This window comes from Photobacterium swingsii (genome assembly GCF_024346715.1).
Classification (GTDB): Bacteria; Pseudomonadota; Gammaproteobacteria; order Enterobacterales; family Vibrionaceae; genus Photobacterium; species Photobacterium swingsii.
On sequence record NZ_AP024852.1, the window covers coordinates 1,102,194 to 1,120,558 of the forward strand.

16 protein-coding genes are annotated in these 18,365 nt (G+C 45.0%); 7 read left to right on the forward strand and 9 right to left on the reverse strand.

From position 1 onward, the window contains the following. Positions 1–42 precede the first annotated feature (42 nt). From OCU77_RS05375 to OCU77_RS05415, 9 genes are all read right to left on the reverse strand, one after another. Complete coding sequence (locus OCU77_RS05375) at positions 43–735, reverse strand: SDR family oxidoreductase (protein WP_244915149.1); 693 nt, start codon at positions 733–735, stop codon at positions 43–45. Positions 736–1,022: 287 nt separating this feature from the next. Continuing rightward, positions 1,023–1,532 (reverse strand): VC2046/SO_2500 family protein, encoded by a 510-nt coding sequence (locus tag OCU77_RS05380; RefSeq protein WP_048898743.1) that lies wholly within the window; start codon positions 1,530–1,532, stop codon positions 1,023–1,025. Positions 1,533–1,637: 105 nt separating this feature from the next. Next, positions 1,638–2,804 (reverse strand): MalY/PatB family protein, encoded by a 1,167-nt coding sequence (locus OCU77_RS05385; protein WP_048898744.1) that lies wholly within the window; start codon positions 2,802–2,804, stop codon positions 1,638–1,640. Between the two features lie 125 nt (positions 2,805–2,929). Next, on the reverse strand, positions 2,930–3,907 hold the full coding sequence (locus tag OCU77_RS05390; protein ID WP_048898745.1) for an alpha-L-glutamate ligase-like protein: 978 nt from the start codon (positions 3,905–3,907) through the stop codon (positions 2,930–2,932). A 3-nt stretch (positions 3,908–3,910) separates the two neighbouring features. Next, positions 3,911–5,416 (reverse strand): inactive transglutaminase family protein, encoded by a 1,506-nt coding sequence (locus OCU77_RS05395; protein ID WP_048898746.1) that lies wholly within the window; start codon positions 5,414–5,416, stop codon positions 3,911–3,913. 13 nt (positions 5,417–5,429) lie between these two features. Then, positions 5,430–6,203, reverse strand: a complete 774-nt coding sequence (locus OCU77_RS05400; protein ID WP_048898747.1) for an ATP-dependent zinc protease family protein — start codon at positions 6,201–6,203, stop codon at positions 5,430–5,432. 169 nt (positions 6,204–6,372) lie between these two features. Then, positions 6,373–7,347 carry a tRNA 5-methoxyuridine(34)/uridine 5-oxyacetic acid(34) synthase CmoB gene (gene cmoB, locus OCU77_RS05405; RefSeq protein WP_048898748.1) on the reverse strand — a complete coding sequence of 325 codons (975 nt, stop codon included), beginning with the start codon at positions 7,345–7,347 and terminating at the stop codon, positions 6,373–6,375. 15 nt (positions 7,348–7,362) lie between these two features. Continuing rightward, a complete protein-coding gene (gene cmoA, locus OCU77_RS05410; protein WP_048898749.1) occupies positions 7,363–8,091 on the reverse strand; it encodes a carboxy-S-adenosyl-L-methionine synthase CmoA in 729 nt (242 codons plus the stop codon). 217 nt (positions 8,092–8,308) lie between these two features. Beyond that, positions 8,309–9,199 carry a DUF72 domain-containing protein gene (locus OCU77_RS05415; RefSeq protein WP_048898750.1) on the reverse strand — a complete coding sequence of 297 codons (891 nt, stop codon included), beginning with the start codon at positions 9,197–9,199 and terminating at the stop codon, positions 8,309–8,311. A 334-nt stretch (positions 9,200–9,533) separates the two neighbouring features. On the opposite strand from OCU77_RS05415, the gene aspS reads away from it, so the two are divergent. The 7 genes from aspS to cydA all read left to right on the forward strand — a co-directional run bounded on the left by aspS (position 9,534) and on the right by cydA (position 18,364). Further along, on the forward strand, positions 9,534–11,330 hold the full coding sequence (aspS, locus tag OCU77_RS05420) for an aspartate--tRNA ligase (protein WP_048898751.1): 1,797 nt from the start codon (positions 9,534–9,536) through the stop codon (positions 11,328–11,330). A gap of 121 nt (positions 11,331–11,451) precedes the next feature. Beyond that, positions 11,452–12,195, forward strand: a complete 744-nt coding sequence (locus OCU77_RS05425) for a YebC/PmpR family DNA-binding transcriptional regulator (protein WP_107302359.1) — start codon at positions 11,452–11,454, stop codon at positions 12,193–12,195. Positions 12,196–12,217: 22 nt separating this feature from the next. Continuing rightward, positions 12,218–12,739 carry a crossover junction endodeoxyribonuclease RuvC gene (gene ruvC, locus OCU77_RS05430; protein WP_048898752.1) on the forward strand — a complete coding sequence of 174 codons (522 nt, stop codon included), beginning with the start codon at positions 12,218–12,220 and terminating at the stop codon, positions 12,737–12,739. A gap of 126 nt (positions 12,740–12,865) precedes the next feature. Beyond that, positions 12,866–13,939 (forward strand): glycosyltransferase family 4 protein, encoded by a 1,074-nt coding sequence (locus OCU77_RS05435; RefSeq protein WP_048898753.1) that lies wholly within the window; start codon positions 12,866–12,868, stop codon positions 13,937–13,939. Positions 13,940–14,049: 110 nt separating this feature from the next. Next, positions 14,050–14,670: a Holliday junction branch migration protein RuvA gene (gene ruvA, locus OCU77_RS05440; protein ID WP_048898754.1), complete on the forward strand. Its 621-nt coding sequence runs from the start codon at positions 14,050–14,052 to the stop codon at positions 14,668–14,670. Positions 14,671–14,689: 19 nt separating this feature from the next. Continuing rightward, positions 14,690–15,703: a Holliday junction branch migration DNA helicase RuvB gene (gene ruvB, locus OCU77_RS05445; protein WP_048898755.1), complete on the forward strand. Its 1,014-nt coding sequence runs from the start codon at positions 14,690–14,692 to the stop codon at positions 15,701–15,703. 1,074 nt (positions 15,704–16,777) lie between these two features. Then, positions 16,778–18,364, forward strand: a complete 1,587-nt coding sequence (gene cydA / locus OCU77_RS05450) for a cytochrome ubiquinol oxidase subunit I (RefSeq protein ID WP_107302360.1) — start codon at positions 16,778–16,780, stop codon at positions 18,362–18,364. Position 18,365 lies beyond the last annotated feature (1 nt).

The following is an 18,365-nucleotide window of genomic DNA, read 5'->3' on the forward strand; positions in this document are numbered from 1 at the left end:
CGATTGGCGGGTTTTTTTATGGCTGGTAATTATAGATAAAGTTTAGATTTCTGCTTCTAGCATCCGCCCATTAAAATAGTCATTGGTCACTATGTACTCTGCACTTCGTACTATTTCATACTGTAAGTGCTGGTTCATTACATGGCTACCAGAACAATCATTACAGTCGCAGCCGATGGTAATCGGCACAACGCCCCCGACACGAATATTAAAATTCGCTAATTCTTTCGCCCAACTCTGGGTCAGGCCAGACACCATGGCTTTGGTGCTATCGAAATTTGGGTGTGCTTCGTTATCTTGTGGTTGAGTGATGAGGTTAACGATAACGCCTTGTCGATTGTAATTGCGCATGTAGTGCGCGGCTTGCTTACCGAAAGCAAAGAAGGTTGTGGCGAGATCAATCATTGAATGGCTAAAGGTATCGACGGAGGAAGGTGAGAAAAGTGCAGGTAGTTTTGTGCCTTGCGTGTAGTTGATCAGTACATCGATAGCCCCCAATTGTTGATGAATTGAATCAAAAACACCTTCGATATTGGCTTCATCTTGTTGGGCAAGGCAGAAGGCTTCACATGCTGCGCCGTTTGCTTTACAAGCACGATAGGTTTGATTCAGCTGGACTTTATCTATATCAACAAGCGCTAGCTTTGCCCCTAGCGAGGCAAAATGCAATGAAATGGCTTTGCCAATTGGGCTACCTGCAGCAGTGATTAGTATGACAGATTGCACAATTTCCATGGCGACCATCCGTATTAATGAATATTGAGTTCTTGAGTAAGTACGTATTTATACGCTTGACGGCTAAAGGCGATCATTTCTACATACTTTTAGAAAATGAATCGTTATGTATAGCATGGTGCCTAAAGTGACTTGCTATGAACCGAAAACTGTATTTGATGCAATGCATATTCTGCATGTCATGCTCAAATGTTAGTCAATTGTGTTCGTGATAAAGAAGGGTATCTACAAAGGTATGATTAGGGTCACGAAAGATGGTGCCATTCAGGATGGATGTTTGAAGAGGGTCACGCTGCGTGATGCATTTCGGCAAAACGCTTGGCATGGATTAGCGATAGGTATAGGTCTTGCGGTGATACTTTGAGTTTGGCTTCTTCGGCTGGCGGTAAGCGGCGTCGCTCGTGGCCTGATAAGTTGTGGTATAACTCTTCCGGCATGCCTTTTGTTCCTTGAGGCGGGAAGGTCAGGGCTGTTGGCTGTAGTTCATGCAAAAAGTGCGAGCTACGTAAGCCTCCACGGTGGAAAGCATCTGATTGTGAAGCCGCGCGTTCGTAACAATGCTCGGTACTTGTTAGCGGTTGCGGTTGTGCCAGTTCAAAGTATTCACGGAGCTCTTCTTCCGTTTTCCCTTCAGCTGGAGGGATCTCGGTTGGCGTTTTTTCCAGATAATCCGGTGAGAGCATGGCAAGCATCAAGGCAAAGTCAGATCGGCGCCCCGTCTCAACCGCGTGGTTGAGCTGGTTGCCTAGCTGTACTTCGTTTATCAGCTGTGCTTTGTCTAACGTATGGATTTGCATCTGAACTAAAAGAGGCCCTTGTTATGTGATACCTCTTTTATCGGGTGATGGACTGAATTCTTTAGTGTTTTTTATTAAAACCTGATGGTTTTCTTTTTCGCGACTCTATTCTGGCTGAGCACTTAGCTGGGTAATGGCTGTTTTCATTCGATTCAGCGCTTCAACAAGTAACGCACGGCTACAGGCAAAGTTAAGGCGAACAAATTGCTTATTGCCAAAATCGGCACCGGGTGACATACCCACTCCAGCTCGTTCAAAGAAGGTGTGTGGGTTTGGTACGGGAAGGGCAGATGCATCAATCCAAGCAAGGTAAGTCGCTTCGATTGGGTGTAATTTTAGAAAAGGCATGGCGTTAATTTCAGCCGTGAGCAGCGCACGATTCTCACGCAAATAACCAATTTGTTGGTTGAGCCAGTCTTCGCCATGCTCGTAGGCTGCTTGAGCTGCGGTATAGGCAAGGGCGTTAACATCAGGAACTATGCCGAGTTTGGTTTTATTAAATCGTCGACGAAGCTCTGGGTTAGGAATAATGGCCATGGATGCACCTAGCCCTGCAATATTAAAGGTTTTACTCGGTGCTATTAGAGTGACACTACGCTGCGCTGCTTGCTCGTTTAAACTGGCAAAAGGAATATGACTTGCGTGTTCATCGAGTATCAAATCGCTGTGGATTTCATCCGAACAAACGAGTAAATCGTGCTGCTGCGCAAATGCCAATGTCTGCGTTAATTCCTGACGGTTATAGACGGTTCCACCGGGGTTGAGCGGATTACAAAGCAGCATCAGTTTGGTGTTGGTCGCCAGTTCGGCATGTTGTAAGTTTGGTAGCCAACGTTGATTTTGCAAAGTGACGGGTATGGTTGATAAGGGGCGTTTGGCCAATTTTATCGATGACATGAAAGGCGGGTAAATTGGCTTGGGTGTCACCACACCTTGCTGATCATCGGTAAATGCGCGGACACATAAATTTATGCCACAAACTAATCCAGGTAAATAGACAATCCATTCTGGTTCTATCTGCCAATTAAAGCGTGTTGCCATGCGATCGACAATCAGCTGCGTAAGGCGTTCTGGCGCATGGCTATAACCAAAAATCGCATGATCTACGCGTTGGTGAAGTGCATCAGTAATTGCTGTTGGTACGGCAAAGTCACTGTCAGCAATCCACATAGGAAGTATGTCTTGGTCTGCGTATTTGCTCCATTTAATGCTATTGGAGTGACGGCGTTCAATAATAGGATCGAAAAGAGAGTGACTCGGTAGCTTAGGCATAATCAAATGGCTATGTGAGAGAGGGTAGTAATAGCAGTATAAGGAAAGCGTGACATAAAAAAACAGCCCTGATTATTCATCAGAGCTGCTTGAGTTCACATTATGTATTAACGAAGGCTTTGGTGTTACTTTGCCAGAGGCTTCACACCGAATTGATCGGCAGCATAAGCAACGCGTTCGGCTGGCGTCGGGATATCGTTAGGGGTGCCCATATGTTCAATATGCTGTAAGCGCGGTAATAAACCGCAACCGTTAGCGATTTGAATGGCTAACCCCGGGCGAGCATTAAGCTCTAATACCATAGGGCCTTTGGTTTTATCCAGCACCATATCCGTGCCCATATAACCCAGCCCCGCCATTTCCCAAGCGCTAGCTGCAAGTGTTAATAGACGATCCCAGTTAGGAACGGCTAACTCACTCAGCAAGCGGCCAGTGTCAGGGTGGCGCTCAATCGGTTGGTTAAATTGTACTGCCCGGACAGCTTTACCTGTCGCAATATCAATACCGACACCCACAGCACCTTGGTGTAAGTTTGCTTTACCGTCTGAGGCTGCGGTAGAGCAGCGCATCATCGCCATGACGGGGTAGCCTTTAAAGACGATCACACGAACGTCTGGCACACCTTCGTAACTAAAGCCGTCGAAAACATCATCAAACTGAATCAGGTTTTCAATCATAGCCACATCATTTTTACCCCCAAGCGAGAACAGCCCCGCTAACGTATTAGTGATGTGACGCTCGACATCTTGCTTTGAAATCTCAGCACCAGATGGCTTGGTGTAGACACCGTCTTTATGTTTAACGATAACGAGGATGCCTTTACCACCAGAGCCTTGGGCTGGTTTTATTACAAAGCCCGGCCAGTCTTTTACCATGTCGTGGACGCGTTTTACGTACACTTGGCTATCGATAATGCCGATAAGCTCAGGTACGGTTGCTCCGGCCTGTTGCGCGATCTTTTTAGTCTTGAGCTTGTCATCCACCAGTGGATACAAGCTGCGGTCATTATAACGGCCAATGTAGCTATGATTACGCTTATTCATGCCCATGATGCCACGGTCACGAAGCCTGAACGGTGAGGTAAACTGTGACAATAAAGACATAGCTTAATCCTCCGTTAGGGGCTTAAAGCGACGTAGTTCACTCAAGCGATAACCTGTGTAGTTACCTAGCATCAGGATAACGGCAAGAATGATTAACTGCATACCGATAAAGTTGAATGTTAAGTGACGAACAACTTCATTGGTCATGGCTAAGTACACTAAAATCGCGGTTAACAGTGAACCACCACCTTGGATAAAGACTTCTTTTGCCCCTTCTTCTTCCCATAGAATCGACATACGTTCGATAGTCCATGACAAGATGATCATAGGGAAGAAGGTAATCGTAAGCCCTTCAACTAAACCGATCTTAAAGGCAACCACTGTAAAGACCGATATGATCATGATAACCGTGATGATAACCGCGGATATTCGGGCGACGAGCAAGAGGTTGAGCTTCGAGAGGTAACTTCGAATAATCAGACCTGTGCCAACAATCAACAAGAAGCCGACAATACCTGTAACCAATTGGGTTTGTACAAAAGCAACCGCAATCAAGACTGGCATGAAAGTCCCTGACGTTTTTAATCCGACAATAACGCGAAGGAATACCACGATAAGTGCACCAATAGGCACCAGCATGATGGTTTTGAACATGGCTTGTTCTTCAACCGGCAAACTGTGGATTGAGAAGTTAAGTAAATCTTCTGCTTTTACTTTTTCGCTGGTCGCTTGTTGTGGCGTGATGTCTTGCGCAATGATGGAGAAACTCACGTTCGAGTTACGTCCCCCGACAACATCAAGCATGGAGTGACCCTTTTGGTTCCACACTAAAACATCTTCGGGTTTGCCTTCTTCGCCAGTTTGCGGATCAAACAGTAGCCATTGTTCGCCATTCCATACTTCAACCAAGGGGTTAATACTTTGGCGGCGACGGCCATCTTCAAGCACTAATCCACCCACCATGCGTGCATGGATACCTTCTAATGACAGTAAACTAATAATGGCATCATCACGGCTTAAGTTATTAAGCAGCAAGGAAGCATTCTGGTTTTGCTTGTCGTTAAATTGTTTGATGAGCTCGCGTGTAAGTGTCAGATTATCTGAAGAGAGTGCGCGTGCTTGATCGAGCAATGCGGTCGCTGCAGTTTGTTGTGGGTTGTCTAAACTGACGGCCGCGGTTTCACCTTTGGGCGGTGATTGATCAAACTGAGCTTGGTCATCAACCAGCATTTGCGTTTTGTAATAGAGGATTTGTTTGCCAGTGGCTTCCCGAATCGACCACTCGGCACGACGACCTTTATCGGTATCGATCAGTGCCACACCATAACCCGGTGAAGAGGTGCTTTCATCGATAAGCGTAAAGCCTTTCTGTGTTTCTGGTGCCGCCATTGATACTTTGACTGGGTCGCCAATAGCGTCAAATTCTACACGTGCTTCAAGTTCCCAAAGTGCACGTTTTTCTCCTGGCGTCCATGGTACACCATACACATCATGGCGGTATTGGCTAAGGCCAACACCGGCAATGATGAGCAAAGTGACGAGAAAATAAAAAGGTATTCTTGATGTCATGACATCCTCATCATTATCGTAGTGTTAGTTGTTCGGGTTCGTCCTTGCCTTGAACATATTTTTTACCGACATCAACAAGAGCGATATCTTTAAAGAATTCACGCCCAAGTAAAACTGGGTAGGTCATTTGTGTTCTGTCTGCGAGTGTAAACTGCGCTTTCTCGTGTAACGAGCCTAATTGAACCCAAGCTTCGATAACAGGACGACGAACCGCTTCTTGACTGGTGGATTGGCGGATTTTCACCCAGCGCAATACCGGAGCCTCAAAGATTTCAGGTTCTTCGACTACGTCTGTTAGCTGATGGTTCAAATTAAATCGAACCCACTCTTTACCATTACGTTCAAAGACTTGTAGTTCAACAGCGTTTAACGACGAGGTTGTTGCACCTGTATCAATACGTGCTTTGAAGTGAGATTGCACAGAATCCAACCACACCCATTCTTCTTCACCTAGAATCGCTTTACCGTGAGCAAGCTTAGGGTTTGGTGCTTCCATTTGAATAGGAACGACTTTTTTAGGTTTTTCAGCCTCAATTTGTTGAGGTTGGATAATGGTACGAATTGGCGCGTTATTCACACCCTCTGATAATGATAATAGCTCTTTTTCTAGATTTGCAATATGTTCATTTTGTTGATCTATTTGATCAGACATTGTCAAGAGCTGGCTATTAACGTTGACTTCCATTGCACTAATAGCTTGTAGGGTTTTTTGATGCTGTTCAGGCTGGTTTAGCGCACATCCAGAAAGCAAGGCGAGGGCCAATAAGGGAAAACTACGGCGAAGCATCATATCTCCGGTAAATAATTGTTATTTTTCTATAAACGACGCTAGTTTAGCGCACAAAAGGGGGTGCGAATAGCACCCCAATGTCAGCGTGAAGTCATCTTTTAATGTATTTGTTATTAATGCGCGGGCAGGTAAGCAACAAATCGCTAAAAAATGACACCATAGTGTATTAATCAGGGTTGCGAGCAACCAATACTGCACGACGTGGTGCTGGGTAACCTTCTACGGTTTTGCTTGGATCATTTTGGTCCAAGTACTCCGGTAGTGAGTTATTGGTCATCCACTCTGTTGAACGTTGCTCATCGGTGGTTGTGACATTTTCATCAACAATGCGTACGTCGACAAAGCCACATTTTTCCATCCACACTTTGAGTGCTTTTGCTGATGGGAAAAAGTACACGTTGTGCATCTGTGCATAACGGTGAGTCGGGACTAATACTGTGTTTTCATCACCTTCAATCACCAAGGTTTCGAGGATCACTTCACCGTCTTTACGAAGCTGATTTTTCAACTGCATAATATGATCAAGTGGTGAACGACGATGATACAGTACGCCCATGCTGAATACGGTATCAAATGCCTTTAATTCTGGCAGCTCTTCAATACCCAATGGCAGTAAGAATGCGCGCTCATCGTTACCCATTAGGCGGCGAATTGCTTCGAACTGCACTAAAAACAGGTTAGATGGGTCAATGCCGACTGTTAGCTTGGCGCCTTCACCTAGCATGCGCCACATGTGGTAGCCATTACCACAGCCCACATCTAAAACGGTTCGGTTTTTCAGTGGTGAAATGTGTGGCAGCACACGATCCCATTTCCAGTCAGAACGCCACTCGGTGTCGATATCAATACCGTGTACATGGTACGGGCCTTTACGCCATGGGTGCAGTAAGCGCAGTAGGCTTTCCAGGCGCTTTTGCTCACCATTAGCAATGCCATCTTCATAAGTAACACTGACCGCGTTCTTAATATCTATGGTATCGGGTTTATCGGTTGGGAATTTTTGTAGTGCACGAGTCCAACGCCCCATATCACCGTGTTGTGCTCGTTCCCACTCATCAAGTTGCTTGGGTAGCGTGTTAAGCCAAGGGCGTAGCGTCTCGTGCTGTGCGATTAGCTGATAAAATTCTGAAAAACTAAACATGTGTAACTTAAAACCTTATTTAATCGCAAACATAGAGCCAAAGTTGAAGCACTGGAACCAGACTTCAGAGCTGCTAAAACCAATATTTGCGAGACGTTCGCGGTGAGTATCAATACTGTCTGGACGCATCACATTCTCAATGGCGCTGCGCTTTTGGCTAATTTCCAATTCGCTATAGCCGTTGGCACGCTTAAAGTCGTGGTGAAGGTCTATTAATAACTCGTTCGAACTATCGTCTTCAAAGATGTATTTTTCTGAAAGGATCAATATGCCGCCCGGACGTAGGCCAGCGTAAATCTTTTCAAGTAACTGTTGGCGGTCGTGCGGAGATAGGAACTGCAACGTAAAGTTCAATACCACAACGGAAGCATCAGTGATTTCAATCTCACGGATATCGGCTTCAATCACAGTCACTGGTGTGTCTGAACGGTATGCGTCGATATGTAAGCGGCAACGTTCAACCATCGCAGATGAGTTATCTACTGCAATAATGGCACAGCCTTCTTGTTGAATATGACGACGCATAGATAGGGTTGCAGCCCCTAATGAACAACCAAGGTCATAAATGTTTGAATGCGGCTTTGCGAAACGTTCAGCAAGCATGCCAATCGCCGATATGATGTTGCTGTAACCCGGTACAGAACGTTGAATCATATCAGGAAAAACTTCAGCAACGCGTGCGTCAAACGTGAAGTCACCCATTTTTTCAATCGGTGCTGCAAATATATTGTCGTGGCCAGCCATTCTCACGAACCTCTTAAACTTTAGGAAATGGTATGCGTAATGCAGTTAGCCTGAACAGAGACAGGCACGAGGCATGATCCATCATCCTCTAAAAAGGCGCGTATTGTAGAAAAAATGCGGCCGTTTGTCTTTAGGGATTTTTGGTGGGGGCAAAACCCATAAAAGCAATAATTAGCCGCGAACTTCTACCAACCTGCAATATAAAGAAGGGAAGTTGTCAGATGAGCTGAAATTGTGGATCAGGCTCTGCTTTGGGTAATTCAACATTGGGTAAGTTAGTTTCAGCCATTTTGAGTTGCAGTTTTTTATACAAGCGAGTTGCAAGCTCAGGGGCATGATTATTATCTGGAGTATGAATAAACAGATAAGGTTGCTTCTCATCTTGTATCCATTTGGGTAAGCGACATAACCAATTCGCAAAGAAAGGATCATTGCTTAAATCGTCTGGGTGCCCAATAAAGCGAACCATGGGTGAGTCGCTGGTGGCAATGGCGTGCACGGGCACTTTAGGCTTCTTTTGGTGCGCGTCGATCACAGCATCGGTTGTTGGCGGTGCAGCAAATACGGGGCGGCTGTCCATAATAATACGGTTGGCATGGTGTGCGATGAGCAACTGGTTCAGTGCTTTTTCTTCTTCCCCTTTGGCAAAAAAGGCAGGGTGACGCACTTCAACGCCAACAGGAAAATGCTTAGGTAATCGCTCGAGGAATGTCGCGAGTTGTGCGAGATGTTGAGGACCAAAATGCGCAGGGAGTTGGACTTTCCATAACCCGACTTTGTTCTCTAATGGCGACATCACGTTGAAGAAGTCGGTGATCAGTTGATCGCAGTGTTGTAACTGATGTTGGTGAGTAATTGTTGAAGGCAGTTTAAAAGTAAAGCGGAAATCATCGGGTGTTGCATCGTGCCATTTCTTTACCGTGGTCGCTGCGGGCGTCGCATAAAAGGTGGTATTACCTTCAACTGTCGAGAATACCTCAGCGTATCGTGCGAGGCGTTCATTGTTTTTGCAACCACTACCGTACAAGGATGATTGCCAGTAATTGTGGGACCACATGGCTAAGCCAAGGCGAATAGGGAAGTGAGCTTGAGCTGAAGGCGCTGACATATTCTTTCCTTTTTAGCTTACGTTATAGGTGAAATAGACTTTGTTAAGCAACAATTGCGTGCGTAGCTGCACACGGATTCAACAAAATGTGTGAATCTAACCAATCGAACTCGCTTTGTTGGTGTTTTTTGCTTGATTTCGACCGTCGTCTTTTCCTACATTAAAACTTTTGCTTTATAATAACGCGTTATTTTTGTCTCTCGACCACACCTAATCATCAGTTTTGGATGAATTTTGAGCGATTTGCGGTCGGGATGAGTCAACCTGTGCAAGCGAAATAAGCCGCTTGCTGAAATCGCTCACAGGATTTAAGTAAACAGATCGGGAATTTCTTATGCGCACCCAATATTGTGGTCACCTGAACAAGTCCCTAGCAGGGCAAACAGTAGAGTTATGCGGCTGGGTTAACCGTCGCCGTGATTTAGGCGGTCTAATTTTCGTTGATATGCGAGATCGTGAAGGTATTGTTCAGGTAGTCGTTGATCCGGATATGAAAGAAGTATTCGAAGTCGCGAACCAACTGCGCAACGAATTCTGTATTCGTTTTACCGGTGAAGTACGCGTTCGTCCTGAAAGCCAAGTTAACAAAGACATGGCAACAGGCGAAGTTGAAGTACTAGCAACAGGTCTTGAGATCATTAACCGTTCTGAAGCTCTTCCTCTAGATTTCAACCAAACGAACTCTGAAGAACAACGTCTTAAGTACCGTTACATCGATCTTCGTCGTCCAGAAATGAGCGATCGTATCAAGCTACGTGCTAAAGCATCTAGCTTTGTTCGTCGTTTCCTAGATGACAACCTATTCCTAGATATCGAAACACCAGTACTAACTAAAGCGACGCCAGAAGGTGCACGTGACTACCTAGTACCGAGCCGTGTTCATAAAGGTAACTTTTACGCACTACCACAATCACCACAGCTATTTAAACAGCTGCTAATGATGTCTGGTTTTGATCGTTACTACCAAATCGTTAAATGTTTCCGTGATGAAGATTTACGTGCTGACCGTCAGCCTGAATTTACTCAAATCGATATCGAAACCTCTTTCCTAACTGCACCACAAGTACGTGAAGTGACAGAGCGTATGATTACTGAAATGTGGAAAGAGCTACTAAACGTAGATCTTGGCGCATTCCCAATCATGAAGTTCGAAGAAGCGATGCGTCGTTTTGGTTCAGATAAGCCAGATCTACGTAACCCACTTGAGCTTGTTGATGTTGCTGACATCCTAAAAGATGTTGAATTCAAAGTATTCTCTGGTCCTGCAAATGACGAAAAAGGTCGTGTAGCGGTTATTCGTGTACCAGGCGGTGCTTCTTTGTCTCGTAAGCAAATCGACGAATACACTAAGTTCGTTGGTATCTACGGTGCGAAAGGCCTAGCATGGATGAAAGTGAACGACCGCGCTGCGGGCCTAGAAGGTGTTCAGTCTCCAGTCGCTAAGTTCCTAAACGAAGACGTTGTTAACGCAATTCTTGAGCGTACGGCTGCTGAAACGGGTGATATCATCCTATTCGGTGCTGATAGCAAGCGTGTTGTAACAGAAGCTATGGGTGCACTTCGTCTTAAACTGGGTGAAGACCTTGAACTGACTGATAAGTCAGCATGGAAACCACTATGGGTTATCGACTTCCCAATGTTTGAAGAAGATGATGAAGGCAACCTGCATGCGATGCACCACCCATTCACGTCTCCTTTAGACCTAACACCAGAAGAGCTAGCGGCTAACCCTGCGGTTGCAAATTCAAATGCATACGACATGGTTATCAACGGCTACGAAGTGGGCGGTGGTTCTGTTCGTATTCATAACGCAGAAATGCAATCAGCAGTATTTAGCATTCTAGGTATTGAAGCTGAAGAGCAAAAAGCGAAGTTTGGTTTCCTACTTGAAGCATTGAAGTATGGTACGCCACCACACGCAGGCCTAGCATTCGGCCTTGACCGTTTAGTTATGCTGCTTTGTGGTACAGACAATATCCGTGATGTGATTGCATTCCCTAAAACAACAGCGGCATCTTGCTTGCTAACTGATGCCCCAAGCCTAGCTAACCCAGCTGCGCTTGAAGAGCTATCAATTGCTGTTGCGATTGCAAAGAAAGAAGAGAAAGACGACCAAGCTAACAACGCTTAATCGTTTTGATAAGCTGATCCGATCCCCCTAGATCTGATCAGCTTTTTTTTTGGAACTACGTTTTAAACGTTACCCAGAGGGGGCTACGCGCTTACTCATTGGGACTGATTCGGAGTAGATCATGGCAGGTCATAGTAAATTCGCCAATATCAAACACCGTAAAGCGGCACAGGATGCCAAGCGCGGTAAAATCTTTACTAAGCTCATTCGCGAGATCGTCGTTGCCACGAAAGAAGGTGGCGCAGAAGTAGAAAATAACCCACGCTTACGTGCGGCTGTTGATAAAGCACTTTCAAACAACATGACACGCGACACTATTAACCGCGCAGTAAGCCGTGGTGCTGGTGGTGAAGGCGATGAAGGTGTTGAAACCGTTATTTATGAAGGCTATGGCCCTGCGGGTACAGCCGTGATGGTTGAGTGTATGACAGACAACCGTAACCGTACGGTTTCAGGTGTGCGTCATGCATTTAGCAAAGCTGGTGGTAACCTAGGGACTGACGGTAGTGTTAACTACTTATTTGATAAAAAAGGTGTGATTTCTTACGCCCCAGGCCTAGATGAAGACGCAATCATGGAAGCGGCACTTGAAGGTGGTGCTGATGACGTTGAAACCAACGATGATGGTTCTATTGATGTATTCACGACACCTGCTGATTTCGGTACGGTGAAAGATGCATTAGATGGTGCCGGTTTTGAAGCTGCAAATGCTGAAGTCACATTGGTACCGTCAACCAAAGCAGAGCTAGATGCAACAACAGCACCTAAGTTGCTTCGCTTGATTGATGCGCTAGAAGATCTTGATGATGTTCAAGAAGTTTACCATAACGGTGAAATTTCAGATGAGGTAGCAGAGCAGCTATAAGCTGTCTGAACGAAGGCCTTTTATGTCCATCATTTTAGGTATTGACCCAGGTTCACGTATCACTGGTTATGGTGTTATTCGTCAACAAGGTCGACATCTTGATTACCTTGGCAGCGGGTGTATTCGCACTTCTGCTGAAGATATTCCAGGTAGACTTAAGCAGATTTACGCAGGGGTGTCTGAAGTTATCACTCAGTTTCAACCCGACGCTTTTGCGATTGAAGAAGTCTTCATGGGAAAAAATGCCAGCTCTGCACTCAAGCTAGGGCAGGCGCGGGGCAGTGCCATTGTGGCGGCGGTTAATGCGGACTTACCTGTGAGCGAATACGCTGCTCGCTTAATTAAACAGGCCGTTGTTGGCACCGGTGGCGCAGACAAAGCCCAAGTACAGCATATGGTGTGCTCGGTATTGAAACTGCCAGGTAAGCCTCAAGCCGATGCTGCTGATGCATTGGCTGTCGCGATTTGTCATGCTCATACGCATAAAACATTAATCGCGATGGCGGGGCGTGCCAGTGGTGCGCGTCGTGGCCGTTATCGCTAAGTTATCATAGTTAAGGAAGCAGCTTCGGCTGCTTTTTTTATGCGTGCACTTAGCAGATAAACAAATACATAAACAGAGTGGTGTACTAGATTTAACAGTAATCACTTGTAAAGGATTACTGTGTTTATGAAAGTGTTACTGGTTATTCATGGGTTAGATTGCGTTGGTGGAACAGAGCGAGTAACGACTCACATCGCGAATTTATTAGCGGAAAAAGGTAATCAGGTTTCGGTTTTAAGCCTGACATCCGTCGATTCATCTCCTGCGTTTACACTCAATGATGACGTGACACTGCTACAACCTAAGCGCACTTATTCATCTTTACGCAAACATCTGCATCAATTATGGCAAGTTATTCAAGTACGTAAGCAGTTTGATGTCGTGATCGCCTCTGATACTCAGCTTTGTTTATATGTCTGGCCATTGAAATTGTTATCAAAAGCAAAAGTCGTTGCGTGGGAGCATTTTAATTCTCAGGTGGTGACTCGATTTGGTAGCCGTTGGTTTGGTCGAAAAATAGCTGCGAGACTGTTCGATAAAATAGTGGTGCTTACCGAGCAAGATAAAGTGTCTTGGCAAGACAAGTATCAGCCACACCCTCCTGTCTCTGTTATTCCTAACCCTTGTGCCATGACGGTGCGTTCTTCAATAGAAGCAGCTTCTATCAAAAGAGTCGTGTCAGTTGGGCGCTTCACCTCTCAGAAAGGTTTTGATTTTCTCGTGCGTGCTTGGTCGCTTATTCCTGCTACAACCCGTGAACAGTGGCAGTTACACATAGTGGGTCCTACAGGGAGTGCGAGTAAGGAAGTGGCGCTATTAATTGCAAAATTGCAGTTAGAAGACCAAGTGATTATTGCTGGGGCAAGCCACAATATGGAGCAAGTGTATGACAGCAGTGCTATTTACGTGATGAGTTCGCGTTATGAAGGCTTTGGTATGACATTGGTCGAAGCGATGGCGCGAGGGTTGGCTGTGATCGCTTACAATTGCCCAATGGGGCCAAAAGAAATCATTGATGATCAATTTGGTATTATTGTGCCTGCAGAGTCTATTGAGCTATTGGCGCAGTCCTTGTCAGCATTGATCGAAGATAATCAGCTGAGGAGCCATTACCAGCAACAAGCCTTAATTGGAGTGAAGCGCTATGTGCCAAGTAAGATAGCTGCTCAGTGGCAGCAAGAGATTCAGACTCTCTATTGATCACAAGCTGAATCTGTCTCTTGACCTCACGGCACCACAAATAGCTGGATGTCCATCCAGTATTTGACTATCCTAGAGCCAATTATTGATTCAAAGATAGAGATGAAGCTGTGATTGGTCGTCTACGTGGAACCGTACTTGAAAAACAACCGCCTGAAGTCTTACTAGAAGTGAGTGGTGGAGTGGGCTATGAAGTTCAAATGCCAATGAGCTGTTTTTATGAGCTGCCAGAAGTCGGCCAAGAAGCGGTTATCTTTACGCACTTTGTTGTACGTGAAGATGCACAATTACTGTATGGCTTTAATAAAAAAAGTGAGCGTGAATTGTTCCGCGAAGTGATTAAAGCCAATGGTGTTGGCCCTAAACTGGGCTTAGCGATCCTTTCTGCAATGACTGCAAGCCAATTTGTACTGAGCGTTGAAAACGAAGATGTCACCACACTCGTGAAGATCCCGGGTGTTGGTAAGAAAACGGCTGAACGGTTAGTCATTGAAATGCGTGATCGCTTGAAAGGTTGGGGTGAGGGTGATCTCTTTACACCTGCACAAGACACGGCAGCTTCACAGGCTGTTGCGGCCCAATCATCGGCACGTGCTGAAGATGAAGCGGTAAGTGCCCTAGTGGCACTGGGCTACAAACCGCAGCAGGCATCGAAAGTTGTGTCGCAAGTTGCTCAACCAGACATGACAAGTGAAGCGATTATTCGTGATGCACTGCGTTCAATGGTTTAAGAAAGGTTATAGCTAAACAATGATTGAAGCAGATCGCCTTATCTCGAATAACTTTGAACCATCACGCGATGAAGATGTGATAGACAGAGCTATTCGCCCTAAATTGTTGCAAGACTACCAAGGCCAAGACCATGTTCGTGGCCAAATGGAAATATTCATCAAAGCGGCACAGCTTCGAAACGAAGCCTTGGATCATTTATTGATTTTTGGTCCGCCAGGCTTGGGTAAAACGACGCTAGCCAATATTGTCGCGAACGAGATGGGTGTCAATATTCGTACTACATCAGGCCCTGTGCTTGAAAAAGCAGGGGATCTTGCGGCATTGCTGACGAACCTTGAAGAAAATGATGTGCTGTTTATTGATGAAATCCACCGTTTAAGCCCTCAAGTTGAAGAGGTGCTCTACCCAGCGATGGAAGACTATCAGTTGGACATCATGATAGGTGAAGGGCCTGCTGCACGTTCAATCAAGATTGATTTACCTCCTTTTACTCTTATTGGTGCAACGACGCGAGCGGGGTCTTTGACATCGCCACTGCGCGATCGCTTCGGTATTACTCAGCGCTTGGAGTATTACAAGGTGGAAGATCTGAAAGATATCGTAAAGCGCAGCGCTAATTGCCTTGAACTTTCAATGGAAGAGGAAGGTGCGATGGAAGTGGCTGTTCGTGCGCGTGGAACACCACGTATTGCGAACCGTTTACTTCGTCGTGTGCGAGATTATGCCGAAGTGATGGCGGATGGCCATATCTGCCCAGATGTTGCTGCTAAAGCACTTGATATGCTAGATGTCGACAGCAGTGGCTTTGATTACATGGACCGAAAATTATTGATGGCTATCATCGATAAGTTCATGGGTGGCCCTGTAGGGCTCGATAACTTAGCCGCAGCGATTGGTGAAGAGAAAGATACGATTGAAGATGTTTTAGAACCTTACCTAATTCAGCAAGGTTACCTGCAACGTACGCCAAGAGGTCGAATTGCGACTCACCGTGCGTACCTACACTTTGGTTTGGATTTGCCAGAAAGCTAATATTGGATCAACAGTATTGCGCCGTGTAGAAGGAGGGGGCTGCCCATATCAGCACATTTTTTCGCATTATTGCTGAAAATTTAGTAAATAGAATGTAAAAAAAGCGAGGCTATTAAGCCTCGCTTTTTTGATCACTCAATAAAAACTACCAATGAAGTAGTTGATAATAGTGCAATAAACAGGTTTTTCATTTACATCTTTATGACAAAGTCGCCCGTGGTTATGGCTGCAGCAGAGAAAATGCTGCATTTATGACGCATTTAAAATCTGTTTTAGTAAGCGCGTTTATACAGTTCAGAGAAACTTGGTTGGTATAGAGCGATAATTTTTTCGAAAATTAGTGCCATAACGACGACCTCAATCAAGTTAATAGTTAAAGGTAAAGGTAAGCAGCTTTCATCAAAAAGTCTGCTTTTGTAGCTTGGAGCATCTATCTATCTTATGAGGCTGATTATAGGTTTTTTTCTTAAGAGGAAAAGCGAGTAAAATTAAAATTTAGGATTAGTTAAAGTAATGCGAAAATGCTAGGTGAAGATAATCTTTAGCTAACTTATTGATGTTATTGACTGGTTTGTTGGCAAGTTTTATAGGAGGTTTTATGGTCTTAGTTATCCTTCTTTTTTCTAACTTAAAATAATTATTGTGTGACGAATTAAAAATAGATTATGTCTAAGTGTTAATCCGCACCGTGCCTAGCGAAAAATCTTATCTTTTAGTGCCTTAAAAACTCATATGTCTATCTTCGCAAAACATGATCTACATCAATAGAATATTGAACGCTCAAAAAGTGAGCGGCATTTATTGATTTCCATCAAAGCAAATTTTGCGACAAATCCTTTGAAGCCTGACTCAATTACCAGTAATATTAGCAATGACTTTATTAGCTGTAGCTTAACAATAAAGTAACTAATTTGGTACATAGTCGCAACATAAAAGGGATGCCATGAAATCAGTGGTAATCAGGAAGATTTATAAGTTGTGATGTGTTGTTAGCTACATTTCGCTAAGCCCAATCATCGGTACACTTTTACGAAGTACTGTCACCAGTCAGCCTGGTGAAAAAAGGAGTTCACAATGTTCACTGATATCGTCGAACTATCGCGGTTACAGTTCGCATTAACTGCGATGTATCACTTTTTGTTCGTCCCATTGACTTTAGGTATGGCTTTCCTACTAGCCATTATGGAGTCTGTTTACGTAATGACTGGAAAGCAAATCTACAAGGACATGACTAAGTTCTGGGGTAAGCTTTTTGGTATTAACTTTGCTCTAGGTGTGGCAACAGGCCTATCCATGGAGTTCCAGTTTGGTACAAACTGGGCTTACTACTCCCACTACGTTGGTGACATCTTCGGTGCCCCACTAGCGATTGAAGCACTGGTCGCATTCTTCTTAGAATCCACTTTTGTTGGTCTGTTCTTCTTTGGTTGGGATCGCCTATCAAAGCGCCAGCACTTAACAGTAACTTGGTTAGTTGCGTTAGGTTCTAACTTCTCAGCGCTTTGGATTCTGATTGCTAACGGTTGGATGCAAAACCCTGTAGGTGCCGAGTTCAACTTCGAAACCATGCGTATGGAAATGGTGAGCTTCGCTGAAGTTATCCTAAACCCAGTAGCGCAGGTGAAGTTTGTTCATACAGTAGCATCGGGCTACGTATGTGGCGCAATGTTCGTAATGGGTATCAGTGCATACTACTTGTTGAAAGGTCGTGACATTCCATTTGCTCGTCGCTCTTTCGCAATTGCTTCTTCATTCGGTATGGCAGCTATCATTTCTGTAATCATCCTTGGCGATGAATCAGGCTACGAGCTAGGTGATGTTCAAAAAACTAAACTAGCAGCAATCGAAGCTGAATGGCATACAGAAGAAGCACCAGCAGCATTTACTGCTTTCGGTATTCCAAACCAAGAGACAATGGAAACGGATTATGCGATTAAGATCCCTTACCTAATGGGTATTATCGCAACGCGTTCATTGGACACAGAAGTAACAGGTCTACGTGATCTGAAAGTTGAACATGAAGAGCGTATTCGCAATGGTATGATTGCATACGGCCTACTAGAAAAACTGCGTGCGGGTGAAAGAACACCTGAGAACGTTGCAGCGTTTGATGAAGTGAAACATGATCTGGGCTACGGCTTCTTGCTTAAGCCTTATACTGACAACGTTGTTGATGCAACAGAAGAGCACATTGCTCAAGCTGCTGATGATTCAATCCCGACAGTATGGCCGCTATTCTGGAGCTTCCGTATCATGGTTGCTGCAGGCTTCATTATGTTAGCGATCATTGGTGCTGCGTTTATCCAAACGTGTCGTCACAAGATCACCGAGAAGAAATGGCTACTTAAAGCATCGCTTTACGCTATTCCACTTCCTTGGATTGCGATTGAAGCAGGTTGGTTTGTTGCAGAGTACGGTCGTCAACCATGGGCTGTAGGTGAAATCCTACCTGTATCTATGGCGGCTTCTAATCTTGCAGCCTCAGAAATCCTGACATCACTAGCGGTTATTATCGGTCTGTACACAGTATTCCTAATTGCTGAAATGTACCTGATGATCAAGTTTGCTCGTCTAGGTCCAAGTAGCCTGAAAACAGGTCGCTACCACTTTGAACAAAATGACGCACCACAAAACGTGGTATCTCGTCAGGTTGAAGCGTAAT